The organism is Frigoribacterium sp. CFBP 8759, from assembly GCF_014841655.1.
GTDB lineage: Bacteria > Actinomycetota > Actinomycetes > Actinomycetales > Microbacteriaceae > Frigoribacterium.
In genome coordinates this window covers 64,347-80,237 of the sequence record NZ_JACYUH010000002.1, presented here as the reverse complement: position 1 = coordinate 80,237, position 15,891 = coordinate 64,347, and the positions used below count along the sequence as shown (strand labels likewise).

Genomic DNA, 15,891 nt, shown 5'->3' with positions numbered 1-15,891 from the left:
ACCATGTCCACGAAGCTCGAGAAGGGCGCTGCGGCGCCGACGTTCACCCTCGACGACGAGAGCGGTTCGCCCGTCTCGCTGGCGGATTACTCGGGGCAGAAGGTCATCGTGTACTTCTACCCGGCGGCGTCGACGCCGGGCTGCACGACGGAGGCGTGTGACTTCCGCGACAACATCAACTCGCTGAAGTCGTCGGGCTACCAGGTGCTGGGCGTCTCGAAGGACGAGCCCGCCGCGCTGCAGGAGTTCAAGGACGAGCAGGGGCTGAACTTCCCGCTGCTCAGCGACCCCGAGTTGACGGTGCACCAGGCGTACGGCGCCTACGGCGAGAAGAACAACTACGGGCGCATCGTGACGGGCACGATCCGGTCCACCTTCGTGGTCGACGAGCAGGGCGCCGTCGAGCTGCCGCTCTACAACGTGAAGGCGACGGGGCACGTGGCGTCGCTCCGCAAGAAGCTCGGCCTCGACTGACCCCTTCGGCGACGAGGAGCGCAGGAGGCGCGGCGCCGGTCTCGAGGACCGGCACCGCGCCTCCTGCGTGTCGCCTCGCGACGGCGGCGGGCGGGTCGGTCAGTAGACGTGGGGGTCCGAGTCGCGGGCCGAGGTGGCCGCGACGACCGACGGCACGAGCAGCAGGACCACGACGGCGACGGCCGGCACGAGGAGCGCGAGGCCGATGGTCGGGTTGGCGAAGACACCCTGCAGGCTGCCGATGCCCACCGCGAACTGCAGCACCTGCCACACGATCGCCGCTCCCCTGATCCAGGCCCGGCCGCGCAGGGCGCCGATCACGATGGACCCGAGCCAGGCGGTCGCCAGCAGGGTCAGGACGAAGATCGCGACGGCCGACGGGTACGAGTCGGGACGGGCGACGAGCAGCTCGACGAGCAGGAACGCCGCCGTGGCGGCGACCAGCAGGAACTCGGCCGAGAGCAGGACGATCACGACCCAGAGCAGCGCGGGTCGACGGGTCTCGGCAGACCGACCGGTCTCGTCTCGGGCGCCGTCCGGGCCTGCTGTGGTCACGTGTGAGCCTCCGAAAAATCCTTGATTTGGCCGTACCAGTATGCGACCATATTTGAGGTCGAAGTGACGCGCACATTGCGGTGCGCGCCTCCCGAATTCTTCTCTTTCCCCATCCCGAACCAGGCGCTTCGACGTGCCTGGTTCTGCACTTTTAAGGAGTACCCATCGATGGATTGGCGCGACAAAGCCGCTTGCCTGCAGGCTGACCCGGAGCTCTTCTTCCCCGTCGGCAACACGGGTCCCGCCGTCGACCAGATCGACAAGGCCAAGGCCGTGTGCGGCCGCTGCACCGTGACCGAGACCTGCCTGCAGTACGCGCTCGAGACCTCGCAGGACTCCGGCGTCTGGGGCGGCCTGAGCGAAGACGAGCGTCGCGCGCTCAAGCGCCGCGCGGCCCGCGCCCGCCGCGCCAGCTGATCGACCGTCGACCGCCCGCTGCGGTCGACCTCCGGCCCTCGGGGCCGATGACGAAGCCCGGCACCTGATCGCAGGTGCCGGGCTTCGTCGCGTCCGGGGCGGGGTCGTCGCCGGCCTCCGCTGTGGCTCAGGGCTGGGTGAGCCAGCGGAACGGGATCTCGATGGTGACCTCGGTGCCGTTGCCGACGAGGGTGTGCCAGTCGATGGTGCCACCGAGTTCGCCCTGGATCAGCGTGCGGACGATCTGGGTGCCGAGCCCCGAGCCGACCTTGCCCTCGGGCAGCCCGACCCCGTTGTCGCGCACCTTGACCGTCAACTCTTCCGCCCGACGGTCGGCGACGATCTCGACCTCGCCGTCGCGACCGTCGAGGCCGTGCTCGACGGCGTTCGTCACGAGTTCGGTCAGAGCGAGGGCCAGGGGCGTCGCGTACTCGCTCGGCAGGGCACCGAAACTGCCCGTCATGGTGGGGCGGACCGTCGTGTTGTGACTCGACGCGACCTCGGCGATCAGCATGAGGACCCGGTCGAAGACGGTGTCGAAGTCGACGTTCTGGCTGAGCCCCTCGGACAGCGTGTCGTGCACGACGGCGATCGACTGCACTCGGCGCATGGCCTGGGTCAGTGCCTCGCGGGCGACGTCGGTGTGGGTGCGACGTGCCTGGATGCGCAGCAGCGAGGCGACCGTCTGCAGGTTGTTCTTGACCCGGTGGTGGATCTCGCGGATCGTGGCGTCCTTGGTGATCAGCTCGCGCTCTTGGTGACGCAGCTCGGTCACGTCGCGACAGAGGACGATCGCCCCGACGCGCTCACCGCGGTCACGCAGCGGGATCGCGCGCAACGACACCGTGACCCCTCGCGCCTCGATGTCGGTGCGCCAGGGCGCCCGGCCCGTGACGACCAACGGCAGGGACTCGTCGATCACGAGCTTGCCCGCGAGCAGGCCGGTGGTGACCTCGGCCAGCGACTCGCCTTCGAGTTCGCCGGCGAACCCCATGCGGTTGAAGGCCGACAGGCCGTTGGGGCTGGCGAACGTGACCATGCCGTCGACGTCGAGGCGCAGCAGCCCGTCGGAGGCGCGGGGTGCGCCCCGTCGCGGACCCGTCGGCGCCCCCAGGTCGGGGAAGTCGCCGGCGGCGATCATGGCGAAGAGGTCGTTGGAGCACTGGTTGAAGGTCAGTTCTTGACGGCTCGGCGTGCGCGCCTCGCTGAGGTTCGTGTGCCTCGTGATGATGGCGATCGGTGCGTCGGTCACGTCGGGCCGGCTGGCCCCCAGGCGGCGGAGCACGGGCACGGCCCGGACGCGCGTGGGCGTCTCTTCGTACCAGTCGGGTGCGGCCGAGTCGACGATGCGGGTCGTCGTGAACGCCTGCTCGATCTGCTCGCGCCACTCGGGCCGCACCTCTTGTCCGACGAAGTCGCGGTAGAAGAGCGTGGCCGAACTCGAGGGCCGGGCGTGGGCGACGGCGACGAAGCCGTCGGCCTTCGTGGGGACCCAGAGGACGATGTCCGCGAAGGCGAGGTCGGCGAGCAGCTGCCAGTCCCCCACCAGCAGGTGCAACCACTCGACGTCCACCTCGCTCGAGAGGCCCTGGGCGAGAACGAGATCACTGAGCGTCGACACCCGCCCAGTCTAGGTCGACGGTCCGTCCGGCGACGTCGGCCACTCCCCGGCGGAACGACCCGACCACCGCTTCTCCACAGACCGTCGAGTCGGTCTGGTTTTGCAATCTCACATGTCATATCTTCTAGTCATGCCCGGACGCACGTGAACAGGAAGACTGCCCATGCCCTCGAACCACCACGCCCTCGCCCTCGTCGAGCCCCAGGGGCCCACCGCACCACCTCGGCCGCACCTGAGACCCGTCCCGCCGCTCGCGGCGCCAGGCCCGACCGACCCCGGCCCCGGCGCTGCGCCGGCGGAGGGTCGACCGTCCGGTCCCCGACCTGCCGTCCGCACGGTCCCTCGCGTCGGCACCTCGTCCGGGTCCCCCTTCCCGGACGATCCGGACCTGCTCGTCGAGAACCTGGTCCGCTGCGTCCTCGAGATCCTGGCCGGGGCACGAGAACTCGACCAGGTCTCGCGGTGGGTCACCGAGGACGTCTACCGCACCCTGCACAAGCGGGTCGTCCTGGCCGCCCGGGCCCGGTCCGCACATGGCATGCGTGTTCGGCGACCGGTGTTCACGATCGGTGGCATCCGGTCGAGTTCGCCCGCCGACGGGGTGATCGAATCCGTCGTCGTCGTGCACGGCCGCGCTCGGAGCCGAGCGGTCGCCGTCCGACTCGAGACCTACGACAGCCGGTGGCGAGCAGCGGCCGTGCACGTGCTCTGACGGTCGGCCCGGTCACCGCGGACGGACGACGGGATCAGCGGGTCTTCTTACCGGCCGCCCGACGCTCGGCACGGTTCACCGGAGCCTCGCCGTCGCCGGTCTTCTGGCCGAAGGCGCCGACCTTGCCGTCGTCGGCCTGACGTGCCGCCGGGCCACCGGAGGCGCGAGCAGCCGCGATCTCGGGCGAATCGGAACGCTCGGCTTCGTCCTGTGCCTTCTGGGCCTTCGCGGTCGCACCCTTCTCGAGCTGCCCGCGCTGGTTGCGCACCTCGACCTCGCCGTCGATGTTGGGAGCCGAGTAGGCCAGCTGGGCCTGCGGTTGCTTCTCGGCCTCGAGCCCCTTGGCCGCGATGACCGGTGCCTCGGTGGCGCCGACCTGGCCCTGCACCTCGACCTCGAGGTTGAACAGGAAGCCCACGGTCTCTTCGCGGATCTGGCCCATCATGCTCTGGAACAACGCGTAGCCCTCGCGCTGGTACTCGACGAGCGGGTCTCTCTGAGCCATCGCGCGGAGACCGATGCCGTCCTTCAGGTAGTCCATCTCGTAGAGGTGGTCGCGCCAGCGACGGTCGATGACCGACAGCACGACCCGACGCTCGAGTTCGCGCATGGCGGGCTCGCCGAGGGTCTCGGTGCGCGCCTCGTAGGCGACCTTGGCGTCGGAGAGGATCTCCTGCCCGAGGAACGCCCGGGTCGCCTTGCCCTTCGAGCCGGCCTCGGTGATGACCTCGTCGATGGTGATCGAGATCGGGTACAGGGTGCCGAGTTCGGTCCAGAGGGCGTCGAGGTCCCAGTCGTCGGGGCTGCCGTCACCCGTGTGCTGGTCGATGACCTCGTTGACGACGTCCTCGAGGAACTTCTGGCTGCGGTCCTTCAGGTCGTCGCCCTCGAGGATGTGGCGACGGTCCCCGTAGATGGCCTCGCGCTGACGGTTGAGGACGTCGTCGTACTTGAGGACGTTCTTGCGGATCTCGGCGTTGCGCGACTCGACCTGCGACTGGGCCGAGCGGATGGCCCGCCCCACGATCTTGTTCTCGATGGCGAGGTCGTCGGGCACGTTGCCGCGACCCATCAACGACTCGGCGGCGCCCGAGTTGAACAGGCGCATCAGGTCGTCGGTCAGCGACAGGTAGAAACGGCTCTCACCGGGGTCGCCCTGACGACCCGACCGACCGCGCAGCTGGTTGTCGATGCGACGCGACTCGTGGCGCTCGGTGCCGAGGACGTACAACCCACCGGCGTCGATGACCTTGTCGGCCTCTTCTTGCACGGCGGCCTTCTGGGCGGCGAAGACGTCGTCCCACGCGGCCTCGTACTCGTCGGGGGTGTCCACCGGGCTGAGACCCTTGGCGTTCATCTCGGCGACGGCGAGGAACTCGGCGTTGCCGCCGAGCATGATGTCCGTCCCGCGACCGGCCATGTTGGTGGCGACGGTCACGGCGCCGGCGCGACCGGCCTGGGCCACGATGGCGGCCTCTCGAGCGTGGTTCTTGGCGTTGAGCACCTCGTGCTTGACGCCCTTCTTGGCGAGCAGTCGCGAGAGGTACTCGCTCTTCTCGACGCTGGTCGTGCCGACCAGCACGGGCTGGCCCTTCTCGTGCCGCTCGACGATGTCTTCGACGACCTGGTCGAACTTGCTCGTCTCGTTCTTGTAGACGAGGTCGGTCTGATCGATGCGCTGCATCGGACGGTTCGTCGGGATGGGCACGACGCCGAGCTTGTAGGTGCTCATGAACTCGGCGGCCTCGGTCTCGGCCGTACCGGTCATGCCGGAGAGCTTCTTGTAGAGGCGGAAGTAGTTCTGGAGGGTGACCGTCGCGAGGGTCTGGTTCTCGGCCTTGACCGTCACGCCCTCTTTCGCCTCGATGGCCTGGTGGATGCCCTCGTTGTAGCGACGACCGCTGAGGATGCGACCCGTGTGCTCGTCGACGATCAGGACCTCGCCGTTGATGACGACGTAGTCCTTGTCGCGCTTGAACAGCGCGTCGGCCTTGATGGCGTTGTTGAGGAACGAGATGAGCGGGGTGTTCGCCGACTCGTACAGGTTGTCGATGCCGAGGTAGTCCTCGACCTTCTCGATGCCGGGTTCGAGGACCCCGACGGTGCGCTTCTTCTCGTCGACCTCGTAGTCGGTGCCCGCGACGAGGCGCCGGGCGACCGTGGCGAACTCGGTGAACCACCGGTTGGCCTCGCCCGACGACGGGCCCGAGATGATCAGCGGCGTGCGGGCCTCGTCGATCAGGATCGAGTCGACCTCGTCGACGATCGCGAAGAAGTGGCCACGCTGCACCATGTCCTGCGCCTGCCAGGCCATGTTGTCGCGGAGGTAGTCGAAGCCGAACTCGTTGTTGGTGCCGTACGTGATGTCGGCGGCGTACATCTCGCGACGCTCGGCCGGGGTCTGGCCCGACAGGATGCAGCCGGTCGTCATGCCGAGCGCCCGGAAGACGCGCCCCATGAGCTCGGACTGGTAGCTGGCGAGGAAGTCGTTGACCGTGATGACGTGCACGCCGCGCGACGCGATGGCGTTCAGGTACGCCGCCGTGGTGGCGACGAGCGTCTTGCCCTCACCGGTCTTCATCTCGGCGATGTTGCCGAGGTGCAGGGCCGCGCCACCCATCAGCTGCACGTCGAAGTGCCGGAGGCCCAGGGTGCGCTTGGACGCCTCGCGGACGGCGGCAAAGGCCTCGGGCAGGAGGTCGTCGAGCGATTCACCCGACGCGTACCGCTCGCGCAGCTCGACGGTCTCGTTGCGCAGCTCGTCGTCGGTGAGGGTCGTGAAGTCGTCCTCGAGCTCGTTGACCGCCTTGGCGTAGGCCTTCAGCTTGCGCAGCGTGCGGCCCTCGCCGACGCGGAGGACCTTCTCGAGGACGTTGGCCACTGGTGTGCTCCCATGTGTTCGGTCGAACCCGCGGAACGCTCCGCGGTCTCGCTGAGGTGATCCGCATCGGAGCACCGAGGTGTCGAAGGTCCGTCCTGGACCGGCCCACGATCGTAGCAAGCGTAGTGGCCGACCCCCTGGGAGGCGACAGGGACGTGCCCGCGCCTCCCGGGGTGTCGGCCACCCGGTGGGTCAGGAGGTCAGCTCGCCAGACCCGCCCGCAGGGCCGTCGCCGTCTCTTGCAGGTCGGGCGAGTCCTGGTCGAGCCCGATCACGCCGTAGTCCCAGCCCTTGCGGCGGTACACGACGCTCGGACGCTCGGTCTCGGCGTCGATGAAGAGGTAGAAGTCGTGGCCGACGAGCTCCATGTAGTAGAGCGCGTCGTCGACCGACATGGGCGTCGACGCGAAGACCTTCTCGCGGATGACCACGGGGCAGTACTCCTCTTCGAGTTCGTCGGCGGGGGCCTCGTCGCCCACCACCGTCACGGCCCCGGTGCGGACCTGGTCGAGCGTCTCCGCCGCGGCGGGGGTGACGCCCACGCCGCTGAAGTCGGCCGTGGCCGCCTCGCGCAGCGACGTCGGTCGGTGTTGCCCGCGATGGATCTTCTGCCGGTCCTTCGCCCGGCGCACCCGTTCGAGGAGCCGACCGATCGCGAGGTCGAACGCCGCGTACTTGTCGGCGGCCGTGGACTCGGCCCGCACGAGGGGGCCGGGGCCGATCAGCGTGATCTCGACCCGGTCGTCGCCCGCCTGCCCACCGGACTTCTCGTGGTGCCGCGACACCTTGACCTCGAGGGCGAGGGCCTTCGTGGCCAGCGCGGCGACCTTGTCTGCCTTCTCGGTGGCGTACTCGCGGAAACGATCGGTGATGCCGACGTTTCGACCCGTGACGGAAATTTCCATGACGACCTCCTGTGGCTATCGACGTGCCGCCTGTCAGCCAGGCGGATGTCCTTTCACGCCTTTCGCCCCACCGTAGCCACCCGGACACCCCCGTGTCACGCACCGTTCACCGTTCGCTCAGGGGCGACCGGCGCCCGAGCCCGACGGGGTGGCGGCCACGCACGCCGCACCGACCACGATCGCGCCCCGGGCGACCAGCACACGACGCGCCTCCTGGAGGGTGCCCCCGGTCGTCACGACGTCGTCGACGAGGACCACCCGCGACCCCGTGAGATCGCGGGTGGCGCGGAGGCTGCCCTCGCGGTCCCTCAGACGCTGCTGTCGGTCGCGGCCCTTCTGTCCGCCGCCGGCCCGCGCCGTCGGCACGAGGACGCGCGAGCCCACCACGAGACCGAGCCGACGCAGCACCAGGTCGACCGGGTCGTAGCCCCGCCGACGCCGCCCCCGTCGTGACGCCGGCACCGGGACGACCAGCAGCGACCGGCCGCCCGGGCGCGCGTCCCCGTCGGGTGCCCCCTCGGCCGTCACCTGACCGGCGCAGGACCGGAGAGCGGCACCGAGAGCCGGGGCGAGCACCTCGGCCAGGCGCACGCGTCCGCCGTTCTTGAAGGCCAACACGACGCCCCGCGCCTCGAAGGCGTAGACGAGTCCGGCGAAGACGGTCAGCCCGTCGGGGAGGTCGATCCGCACGACCTCGGGGACGAGCCGGCCCCGGCAGTCGCGGCACAGGCCGACGTCCGGGACGTGGCAGCCCGCGCACGAGACGGGCGACACGACGGACAGCGCCTCGCGGGCGGCCCGCGCCAGGGCGGACCGCGCATCGACGGCGGGACGGGAACGAGGACGCGGCGACCGGGGCACACCGACAGCGTGGACTCCCCCAGGTGCGCACGCCGCGCCTCCGTCGTCGGAGGAGGACGACCGTCCCCCCACCTGCCCTGGGGAGGAGGCGACCCCCGGCGCGTCAGCGCTGGGTCGCCACCAGGTCGGCCGTCAACCCCGTGGCCTGCCAGCTGCTGCCCCGGGGTTCGAGCACGTCGCCGTCGGCACCCAGCAGCAGCAGTCGGTCGAAGCCGTTGCCCCCGACGATCGCGACCGCCTCGCCCGACGGACGGCCGGCGCTCGAGGAGTCCCCGCCGACCTCGGACATCGTCACCCGTGACGACTCCCCGACGGTGGTCAGGACGGCGACGGTCAGTTGGTCGGCCCAGGTCGCGTCGACGGGGGCGCCGTCCGGAGCCGACAGTTCGAGGGTCGGGCCCAGCCGGAGCGGGACCCCGTCGGCGTCCCGCACGACGGCGGCCACGAGGAGGCGCGACTCGCCCTGGTCGTCGAGCAGCAGCAACGCGCGGGTGCCGTCGCGCGAGATGCGGAAGGTCGTGACGCTCGGCCCCGCCGGCAGCGACGTCACCACCGGGTGGGGCGTGCCGTCGAGGGCGTACGCCGTGAGGCTCGTCGGGTCGTCGGCGACGAGCGACCAGACGAATCCCGCGTCGTCGAGCGAGGGGGCGACGAGTCCGGTCCGGGCGTCGACCAACCGGGCTCCTCCCTGAGAGGTGACCGCGTACGCGCCCGACGAGGTGCCGACGGCGGCGGTCGTCTGGTCTGCGGACAGCTCGACCGACCGGGGGCGGAGCGCCTCCACCGCGTCCGAGAGGCCCGGGAGCTGGCTCGTGGCGCTCGTGGTGGCGAATCCCAGCACGCCGTCGGCCAGCACGAGGGGCCGGGCGTCGACCGCGGGGTCGCGCACCGGCACGGGTTGCTGCATGGCCGGCACGGTCAGAGGCGCGCCCTCGACGCTGAGCTCGACGGCGGTCACGGTCGCGAGGGTCGAGAAGCTCGCCAGCAGCTGCGCCTGCATCCGGGCCCGGGCGGCGGGGGTCGCCTCGAGGGCGTCGGCGGTGAGGTCGACGCGGGCCGTCCCGTCGTCGACCGTGATGGCCGTCAACGACAGCTGGGTGCCCTCGGGGAAGGCCGAGACGACGGCACCCTGCAGCCAGTCCGACGGTCCGTCGAGCAGGGCCGTCGCGAGGCGCGTGCTCGTCGACGACCGTGCGAGGAACCACCGCTCGTCGGGCACGAGATAGGTGAAGGTGGGGTCGTAGAAGTAGGCGGCGTGCGACCGGAAGACCGAGTCGAACGTGGCCGGCGAGAGGACGATGCCGTCGGGGGCGTCGCTGATGCGCCACTCGCCGCCCTCGCGGACGAAGGAGAACGCCAGGGACGTCGTCGTGGAGGACGTGGCCGGCGTGTAGTGCCCCGCCGAGTCGACCGTCGCCGAGCCCACGAACGCGTAGTCGAGCGTCGACTCCCCGACCCGCGAGGTCGACCCGACCCCGGGCCTGATGGTGACGCTGGCCCGCGGCTCCCACTCGTCGGCGAAGCCGGCGCTGAGGAACTGCCGGGCCACCCCGTAGTTGTCCTGGGACCCGGTGCCCGCCGAGAGGAAATCGCGCAGCAGTCTCTCTTGCGAACTGCCGGCGACCGGCCCGTTGGGCCGGAACACGAAGTCGCTGACCACGTCGTCGCTGACGGTGTCGCCCTGCTGCACCTGACCGGCGTCCGGGATGCCGACGCACCCGGTCAGGGTGATCGCGGCGCCCACGAGGACCGCCAGCACCACGGACCAGCGGCCCCGCCGGGCGTTCCGTCGTGGGTCAGTCATCGTCGGCACCCCCCGCCGACCGCGACGGGATCGGCACGCCCGGCGTCTCGGCCACCGGGACCGAACCCGACCACGGTTCGCCCGTCACCGGCACGGTCGTCTCGCCCCGACGGTCCGGCGGCACGACCGGCAGGGGCGCCCCCTCGATGCGACCGCCCGCCACGCGGGGCAGGGTGACGACGAACCGGCTGCCCGAGCCCGGCTCGGACCAGACCTCGAGCCGGCCGCCGTGCAGGGCCGCGTCCTCGAGGCTGATCGCCAGGCCCAACCCGGTACCCCCGATGGTGCGCTTGCGAGAGGGATCGGCCCGCCAGAACCGGTCGAACACGCGCGAGGCATCGGCCGGGCTCATGCCCACACCGTGGTCGCGGACGGCCACCGCGACGGCCGTGGCGTCGCTGTCGACCTCGACCTCGATCGGCCGCCCCTCGCCGTGTTCGATGGCGTTGCCCAGGAGGTTGCGCAGGATGCGGCGCAGCCGCCGCGGGTCGATCTCGGCCTCGAAGTACCCGCCCCGGGCGACGACCGAGACGACGCTGCCGGACCCGTCGGCGAGCGGCCCGAACTCGTCGACACCGTCCTCGACGAGACGGACGACCGTGACGGGCTCGGTCTCGAGCTCGACGGCACCGGCGTCGAACCGCGAGATCTCGAGCAGATCGGCGAGGAGCAGCTCGAACCGGTCGACCTGGGTGTGCAGCAGCTCCGCCGTCCGGGCGGCCGAGGGCGTGAACGACGTGCGCTGGTCGTAGAGGACGTCGCCGGCCAGCCGGATCGTGGTCAGCGGCGTCCGCAACTCGTGCGAGACGTCGCTCACGAAGCGTTGCTGGACGCGCGACAGCTCGGCCAGCTGCGAGATCTGGCGCTGCATGGCGTCGGCCATCCCGTTGAAGGAGCGCCCGAGCGTGGCCACGACGTCCTGCCCCTTCTCGGGGATGCGTTCTTCCAGGTGGCCGGCCGCGATCTTCTGGCTCGTCTCGGCCGCCGTGCGGATCGGCCCCACGACCAGGCGGACGACGAGGTAGGTGATCGCCGCGATCAACAGCACGAGCGCCAGCGAGCCGATGCCGAGGGTCCGTTGCATGAGGTCGAGCGTGGCCTGCGCGTCGCTGAGGTCGTAGACGAGGTAGAGCTCGTACTGGCCCGCGGTGGGCACCTGCAGGGTCGAGCCGACCGCGATGCCCGGCGACCCCCCGCCCTGCGAGGTCGGAGGGAGCGACACCGACTGCATCGAGAGACGCTCGTCGTCCGCCGCCACCGCCTCGCGGAGGGCCGGCGAGATCACGGAGTCGGGGAAGTCGGGGCTGGCGATGTTCTGGATGGTCTGCGGGCTGTTCTGCCCCGGCGTCCGGAGGATCGCGATGCTCGTCCCGCCCGGGCTCGAGGTCGAACCCAGGATGGCGGTCTGGGCCTCGTTCTGCAGCGCGTCGAGCTCGACCTGGTTGGCGTCCTCGGTGGCGGTGGCCGAGTCGAAGATGTTCTGCGCGAGGAGCGTCGCCCGGACGCTCTCGGCCTCGACCTGCTCCCGGCGCTGGTCGTAGAGGCTCGTGCCGATCGTCACCGAGATGAGCGTGCCGATCACGGTCACGGCGACGGTCGACAGCACCACCGTGAGCGCGACGGTGCGGAACGACAACGACGACCGCCAGAAGCCGACCACCCGGGTCGGCCACGTGCGCCACGCCGGCGCCCGCCACGACCACGGACCGCCCGAGCGGACGGGTCCGCCCTGGTCGGGCCCCGCGACCGTCGACACGAGCGCCACCCGACCGGGCTACGAACCCGCGCCGGCGCGGTACCCGACGCCGCGCACGGTCGTGACGATGCGGGGCGCGTCCGGATCGTGCTCCACCTTGGCGCGAAGCCGCTGCACGTGCACGTTCACCAGACGGGTGTCGGCTTTGTAGTGGTAACCCCAGACCTGTTCGAGCAGCATCTCGCGCGTGAAGACCTGCTGCGGCTTCGAGGCGAGCGCGAGCAGCAGCTCGAACTCGAGCGGGGTCAGGGCGATCGGGGTGTCACCGCGCCGCACCTCGTGCGCGGCGACGTCCAGGCGGAGGTCGCCCACCGTGAGCACGTCGTTCGTGGGCTCGGTGGCCGGGCGGAGCCGGGTGCGGATGCGCGCGACGAGTTCTTTCGGGTTGAACGGCTTGACCACGTAGTCGTCGGCCCCGCTCTCGAGACCGCGGACCACGTCGGCCGTGTCGCCCTTCGCCGTCAGCATGATGATCGGCACGCCGCTCTCGGCCCGGATGAGGCGACAGACCTCGATGCCGTCGAGGCCGGGCAGCATCAGGTCGAGCAGGACGAGGTCGGGTGAGGCCTCGTGGAACGCCTCGAGGGCGGCCGCGCCGTCGCCGCAGAAGTGGGGGTCGAACTCGTCGGCGCGAAGGACGATGCCGATCATCTCGGCGAGCGCCGGGTCGTCGTCGACCACGAGGATGCGCGGGTTCATGTTCTCCGTCTGGGCTGGGCCGCTCGGGAGGCGGCACGTCAGGACAGATTAGTGCAGGAGGCGCTCGTCGGCTGGCAGCGCCCGGTCCGGTGTGGAAACATGAACACACTCGTGAGGACGACCTCACGGTCAGGACGACCAGGGGGACCATGAGCGATCCGAACGCCTGGAGCACACCGGGGGGCGACACGTCCCCGCCGCGCTGGGGCGAGCGCGTCGACCCCACGTCACCCGGCCCCGTCCCCGCCGGGCCCGTCCCGGGGGCCGCCCCGGGTGGCAGCACCCCGCCGGCTCCCGGCTGGGCTCCGCCGCCGAAGCCGGGCCTCGTCCCGCTGCGCCCCCTCACCTTCGGCGAGATCCTGGGTGCCTCGTTCCAGGTCTTCCGCCGCAACCCACGGACCACGTTCGGCACGGCCCTGCTGTCGCAGGTCGTCCTGCTCGTGGTGACCGTGGTGATCACCGGCGGCAGCGCCTTCCTCGCCTTCGGACGCGTCGAGCAGGCCCTCCCCCGGGACCGTGACGCGGTCCTTGCCGGCGCCGTCGCCGTCGTCGCCGCGTCGGCCCTCGTGCCGATCGCCCTGCAGGTGATCGTCACGGCCCTGTTGCAGGGGCTCTTCGTGCTCGAGACCTCGCGGCAGACGCTCGGGGAGAAGCTCCGACTCGGCGGCCTCTGGGCGATGGCCAAGGGCCGCGTCGGCACGCTCGTCGGGTGGTCCGCCCTGCTCACGGTCGCCTACGTCGTGGCGCTGGCGCTCGTGGCCGGCGTCGTCGTCGTCGGCGTGGCCGTCGGCTCCGGGCCGAGCATCGCCGTCGGCGTCGTGCTCGCGGTCCTCCTCGGCCTGGGCCTCCTCGTCCTCGGCGTGTGGCTGACCGTGAAGACTGCCCTCGTGCCGAGCGCCATCATGCTCGAACGGCTGACGCTGGGCGCGGCCGTGAGGCGCTCGTGGTCGCTGACCCGCGCCTCCTTCTGGCGGACCTTCGGCGTGATCGCCCTGGTGTTCCTCATGGTCCAGGTCGCGTCGCAGGTCGTCGCGACGCCGTTCTCGGTGCTGTTCAGCGTGTTGACGGGCACGCTCGCGCCGACGGGGGACGTGACCGACCCGACCTTCCTGGCCCTCACGGCGGGCACCTACGCCGTCACCCTCGGCATCACGGCCGTCATCGGCGCGATCGGGTCCGTGCTGCAGGCGGCGTCGGCCGGCCTCGTCTACGTCGACCGACGCATCCGCACCGAAGGGCTCGACCTCGAACTCGTGCGCTACGTCGAGCGCGGCGGGCGGGCGGTCGGAGGACAGCCCGACCCGTACCGCACGCCCGAGGCCCCGGTCCCGCCGACGACGCACCCGGGAGCACCGCGCTGGTGAGCCCGCTGCCCTTCGCCGCCGGGCCTCCCCTGACCCCCGACGCCGACGACGCCCGGCGCGAGGTCCTGCGCGAGCTCACCGGGCCCGAGTACGTGGCGGCGCAGCCGTCCTGGCTCGACCGTGCGGCGCAGGCGTTCTGGGACTGGCTGGGGTCGATCCGGTTCGGAGGGACCGAGGGGGCGCCGGCGGTCGCGTTGATCGTGCTGCTCGCGGTCGTCGTGGTGGTCGTCGTGGTCGTGCTGCTCGTCTACGGGGTGCCGCGACTCAACCGCCGGTCCGCGCGTGACCTCGCCCTCTTCGGCGACGACGACGTCCGTGACGCCGACGCCATGCGGGCCGCGGCCCGGGAGGCGGCCTCCCGGGGCGATCTGACGCTCGCCGTCGCCGAGGCCTTCCGGGCGATCGCCCGTTCGCTGGCCGAGCGGGGCGACGTCGCGGTCTCCCCCGGCACCACCGCACGCGACGTGGCCCGCCGGGCGGGCGACGTCTTCCCCGACCTCCGGGCCGACTTCGCGGACGCCGCCACGGCCTTCGACGGCGTCCGCTACCTCGACCGCCCGGGCACCGACGAGGACTACCGGGCCGTCACGGAGCTCGACCGGCGCGTCACCTCGTCCCGGCGGGTGCCCGCGTGACCGCCGCCGCACCGTCCGAGGCGCCCACCTCCGTCTCGACCCCCACCGTCGCGGTGTCGGTCCGACGTGCCCGGTTCTGGGTCGCACTCGCCCTCGTCCTGGCCCTCGGCGTCGGGGCGGCTCTCCTCGTGGGCTCGGGCTCGGGAGAAGGCCGCGCCCTCGGCCCCGCGAACGCCGCCCCCGGCGGGGCCAAGGCACTCGTCGAGGTGCTCGGCCGCCAGGGCGTCGACGTGACCGTCACGACCACCCTCGACGAGACCCTGGACCGACTCGGGTCCGGTGGCGGCACGCTCCTCGTCGACGACGCCTCGGGGTTCCTGGTCGGCGACCAGTGGGGGCGTCTCGTCACGGCGACCTCCCACCTCGTGCTCCCCGCCCCGGGGCCCGCCGCGCTCGACGCCGTGGCCGCGGGCGTCGCGTCGACCGGCCCGGTCGACGAGGGCACGGCCGGGCCCGCCTGCTCGTCACCGGCCCTCGCGCAGACGTCCCGGGTCGACGTCGCAGGCGTCGCGTACGACGTCGACGCCCCCGGCGCCGTCCGCTGCCTGCCGACCGACGACGGCTACGGGCTCGTCGAGCTGGAGGACGGCGACACGCGCGTGTCCGTCCTGGGAGCCACGGACGCCCTGACCAACGGCTCGATCGGGACGCACGACGACGCGGCCTTCGCACTCGCGCTGCTCGGCGGGTCCTCCGAGCTGACCTGGTACCTGCCCTCGGCCGGCGACCTGCCCGAGGGCGAGGGCACTCTCGCCACGCTGACGCCGTCATGGGTGACGCCGTCGCTGGTCGTGCTCCTCCTGGCCGGAGTGGCCGCGATGGTGTGGCGGGGTCGACGCCTCGGAGCTCTCGTCGTCGAGCGGCTGCCGGTCACCGTCAAGGCCTCCGAGACCACCGAGGGGCGCGCCCGCCTCTACGAGCGCTCCGGGCAGCGCCGCCATGCCCTCGACCAGCTCCGCATCGGCACGCTCGGGCGACTCGCGCGCACGACGGGCCTGTCCTCGACCGCGTCGGTCGACGAGATCGTCGCCCGGGTGGCCGCACTGATCTCGGCCGACCCCCGGGGCCTGCGGCACGTGCTCGTCGACGCCGACCCGGTCGACGACCGCGAGCTCGTCGCGCTGAGCGACAGCCTGCTCGACCTCGAGGGTGCGGTCCGACGGGCGACGACTCCGTCGTGACCCGCCCCGCGCCTCCCCCGCCTCGT

Annotated in this window: 14 protein-coding genes; 6 read left to right on the top strand and 8 right to left on the bottom strand. The window is 71.7% G+C overall.

Annotation, left to right across the window (positions count from 1 at the left end; all coding sequences use genetic code 11):
* Nucleotides 1-3 precede the first annotated feature (3 nt).
* Nucleotides 4-474 (top strand): thioredoxin-dependent thiol peroxidase, encoded by a 471-nt coding sequence (bcp, locus tag IFT79_RS05690; RefSeq protein ID WP_056046268.1) that lies wholly within the window; start codon nucleotides 4-6, stop codon nucleotides 472-474.
* Nucleotides 475-573: 99 nt separating this feature from the next.
* Here the strand turns inward: bcp and IFT79_RS05685 are convergent, their stop codons facing one another.
* Nucleotides 574-1,029 carry a hypothetical protein gene (locus IFT79_RS05685; protein ID WP_056046270.1) on the bottom strand — a complete coding sequence of 152 codons (456 nt, stop codon included), beginning with the start codon at nucleotides 1,027-1,029 and terminating at the stop codon, nucleotides 574-576.
* Between the two features lie 168 nt (nucleotides 1,030-1,197).
* Here IFT79_RS05685 and IFT79_RS05680 point away from each other — a divergent pair, with 168 nt between their 5' ends.
* Nucleotides 1,198-1,446, top strand: coding sequence for a WhiB family transcriptional regulator (locus IFT79_RS05680; RefSeq protein WP_043594001.1), 249 nt, complete (start codon nucleotides 1,198-1,200; stop codon nucleotides 1,444-1,446).
* Between the two features lie 127 nt (nucleotides 1,447-1,573).
* On the opposite strand, the gene IFT79_RS05675 is transcribed toward IFT79_RS05680, so the two are convergent.
* Complete coding sequence (locus IFT79_RS05675) at nucleotides 1,574-3,067, bottom strand: sensor histidine kinase (protein ID WP_056046272.1); 1,494 nt, start codon at nucleotides 3,065-3,067, stop codon at nucleotides 1,574-1,576.
* Between the two features lie 163 nt (nucleotides 3,068-3,230).
* On the opposite strand from IFT79_RS05675, the gene IFT79_RS16245 reads away from it, so the two are divergent.
* The gene (locus tag IFT79_RS16245) at nucleotides 3,231-3,779 is read left to right on the top strand and encodes an Rv3235 family protein (RefSeq protein ID WP_249407865.1); all 549 of its coding nucleotides are present in this window, start codon (nucleotides 3,231-3,233) and stop codon (nucleotides 3,777-3,779) included.
* Nucleotides 3,780-3,813: 34 nt separating this feature from the next.
* Here the strand turns inward: IFT79_RS16245 and secA are convergent, their stop codons facing one another.
* The 6 genes from secA to mtrA form a co-directional block, all read right to left on the bottom strand.
* Nucleotides 3,814-6,660, bottom strand: coding sequence for a preprotein translocase subunit SecA (secA, locus tag IFT79_RS05665; protein WP_056046274.1), 2,847 nt, complete (start codon nucleotides 6,658-6,660; stop codon nucleotides 3,814-3,816).
* Between the two features lie 200 nt (nucleotides 6,661-6,860).
* A complete protein-coding gene (gene hpf, locus IFT79_RS05660; protein WP_056046276.1) occupies nucleotides 6,861-7,565 on the bottom strand; it encodes a ribosome hibernation-promoting factor, HPF/YfiA family in 705 nt (234 codons plus the stop codon).
* A gap of 117 nt (nucleotides 7,566-7,682) precedes the next feature.
* Nucleotides 7,683-8,426, bottom strand: a complete 744-nt coding sequence (locus IFT79_RS05655; protein WP_342211778.1) for a ComF family protein — start codon at nucleotides 8,424-8,426, stop codon at nucleotides 7,683-7,685.
* Nucleotides 8,427-8,529: 103 nt separating this feature from the next.
* Nucleotides 8,530-10,230, bottom strand: coding sequence for an LpqB family beta-propeller domain-containing protein (locus tag IFT79_RS05650; RefSeq protein ID WP_192123211.1), 1,701 nt, complete (start codon nucleotides 10,228-10,230; stop codon nucleotides 8,530-8,532).
* Nucleotides 10,223-11,995: an MtrAB system histidine kinase MtrB gene (gene mtrB / locus IFT79_RS05645; RefSeq protein ID WP_342211777.1), complete on the bottom strand. Its 1,773-nt coding sequence runs from the start codon at nucleotides 11,993-11,995 to the stop codon at nucleotides 10,223-10,225. Before mtrB ends, IFT79_RS05650 begins: the two co-directional genes overlap by 8 nt.
* Before the next feature lie 9 nt (nucleotides 11,996-12,004).
* A complete protein-coding gene (gene mtrA / locus IFT79_RS05640) occupies nucleotides 12,005-12,685 on the bottom strand; it encodes an MtrAB system response regulator MtrA (protein ID WP_056046282.1) in 681 nt (226 codons plus the stop codon).
* 149 nt (nucleotides 12,686-12,834) lie between these two features.
* Between mtrA and IFT79_RS05635 the strand changes: the two genes are divergently transcribed.
* From IFT79_RS05635 to IFT79_RS05625, 3 genes are read left to right on the top strand one after another with little or no spacing between them, the layout of a single operon-like run.
* Nucleotides 12,835-14,049, top strand: a complete 1,215-nt coding sequence (locus IFT79_RS05635; RefSeq protein ID WP_192123209.1) for a hypothetical protein — start codon at nucleotides 12,835-12,837, stop codon at nucleotides 14,047-14,049.
* Nucleotides 14,046-14,684 (top strand): DUF4129 domain-containing protein, encoded by a 639-nt coding sequence (locus IFT79_RS05630; RefSeq protein ID WP_173151155.1) that lies wholly within the window; start codon nucleotides 14,046-14,048, stop codon nucleotides 14,682-14,684. The genes IFT79_RS05635 and IFT79_RS05630 overlap by 4 nt, the downstream gene beginning before the upstream one ends.
* Nucleotides 14,681-15,865, top strand: a complete 1,185-nt coding sequence (locus tag IFT79_RS05625) for a DUF4350 domain-containing protein (RefSeq protein WP_056046289.1) — start codon at nucleotides 14,681-14,683, stop codon at nucleotides 15,863-15,865. Before IFT79_RS05630 ends, IFT79_RS05625 begins: the two co-directional genes overlap by 4 nt.
* The last annotated feature ends 26 nt before the right edge of the window (nucleotides 15,866-15,891 follow it).

What these genes read in the sequence shown, in the direction of transcription:
- bcp (WP_056046268.1), top strand. Translation starts at nt 4, where the DNA reads ATGTCCACGAAGCTCGAGAAGGGCGCTGCGGCGCCGACGTTCACCCTC.
- IFT79_RS05680 (WP_043594001.1), top strand. Translation starts at nt 1,198, where the DNA reads ATGGATTGGCGCGACAAAGCCGCTTGCCTGCAGGCTGACCCGGAGCTC.
- IFT79_RS16245 (WP_249407865.1), top strand. Translation starts at nt 3,231, where the DNA reads ATGCCCTCGAACCACCACGCCCTCGCCCTCGTCGAGCCCCAGGGGCCC.
- hpf (WP_056046276.1), bottom strand. Translation starts at nt 7,565, where the DNA reads ATGGAAATTTCCGTCACGGGTCGAAACGTCGGCATCACCGATCGTTTC.
- IFT79_RS05650 (WP_192123211.1), bottom strand. Translation starts at nt 10,230, where the DNA reads ATGACTGACCCACGACGGAACGCCCGGCGGGGCCGCTGGTCCGTGGTG.
- mtrA (WP_056046282.1), bottom strand. Translation starts at nt 12,685, where the DNA reads ATGAACCCGCGCATCCTCGTGGTCGACGACGACCCGGCGCTCGCCGAG.
- IFT79_RS05635 (WP_192123209.1), top strand. Translation starts at nt 12,835, where the DNA reads ATGAGCGATCCGAACGCCTGGAGCACACCGGGGGGCGACACGTCCCCG.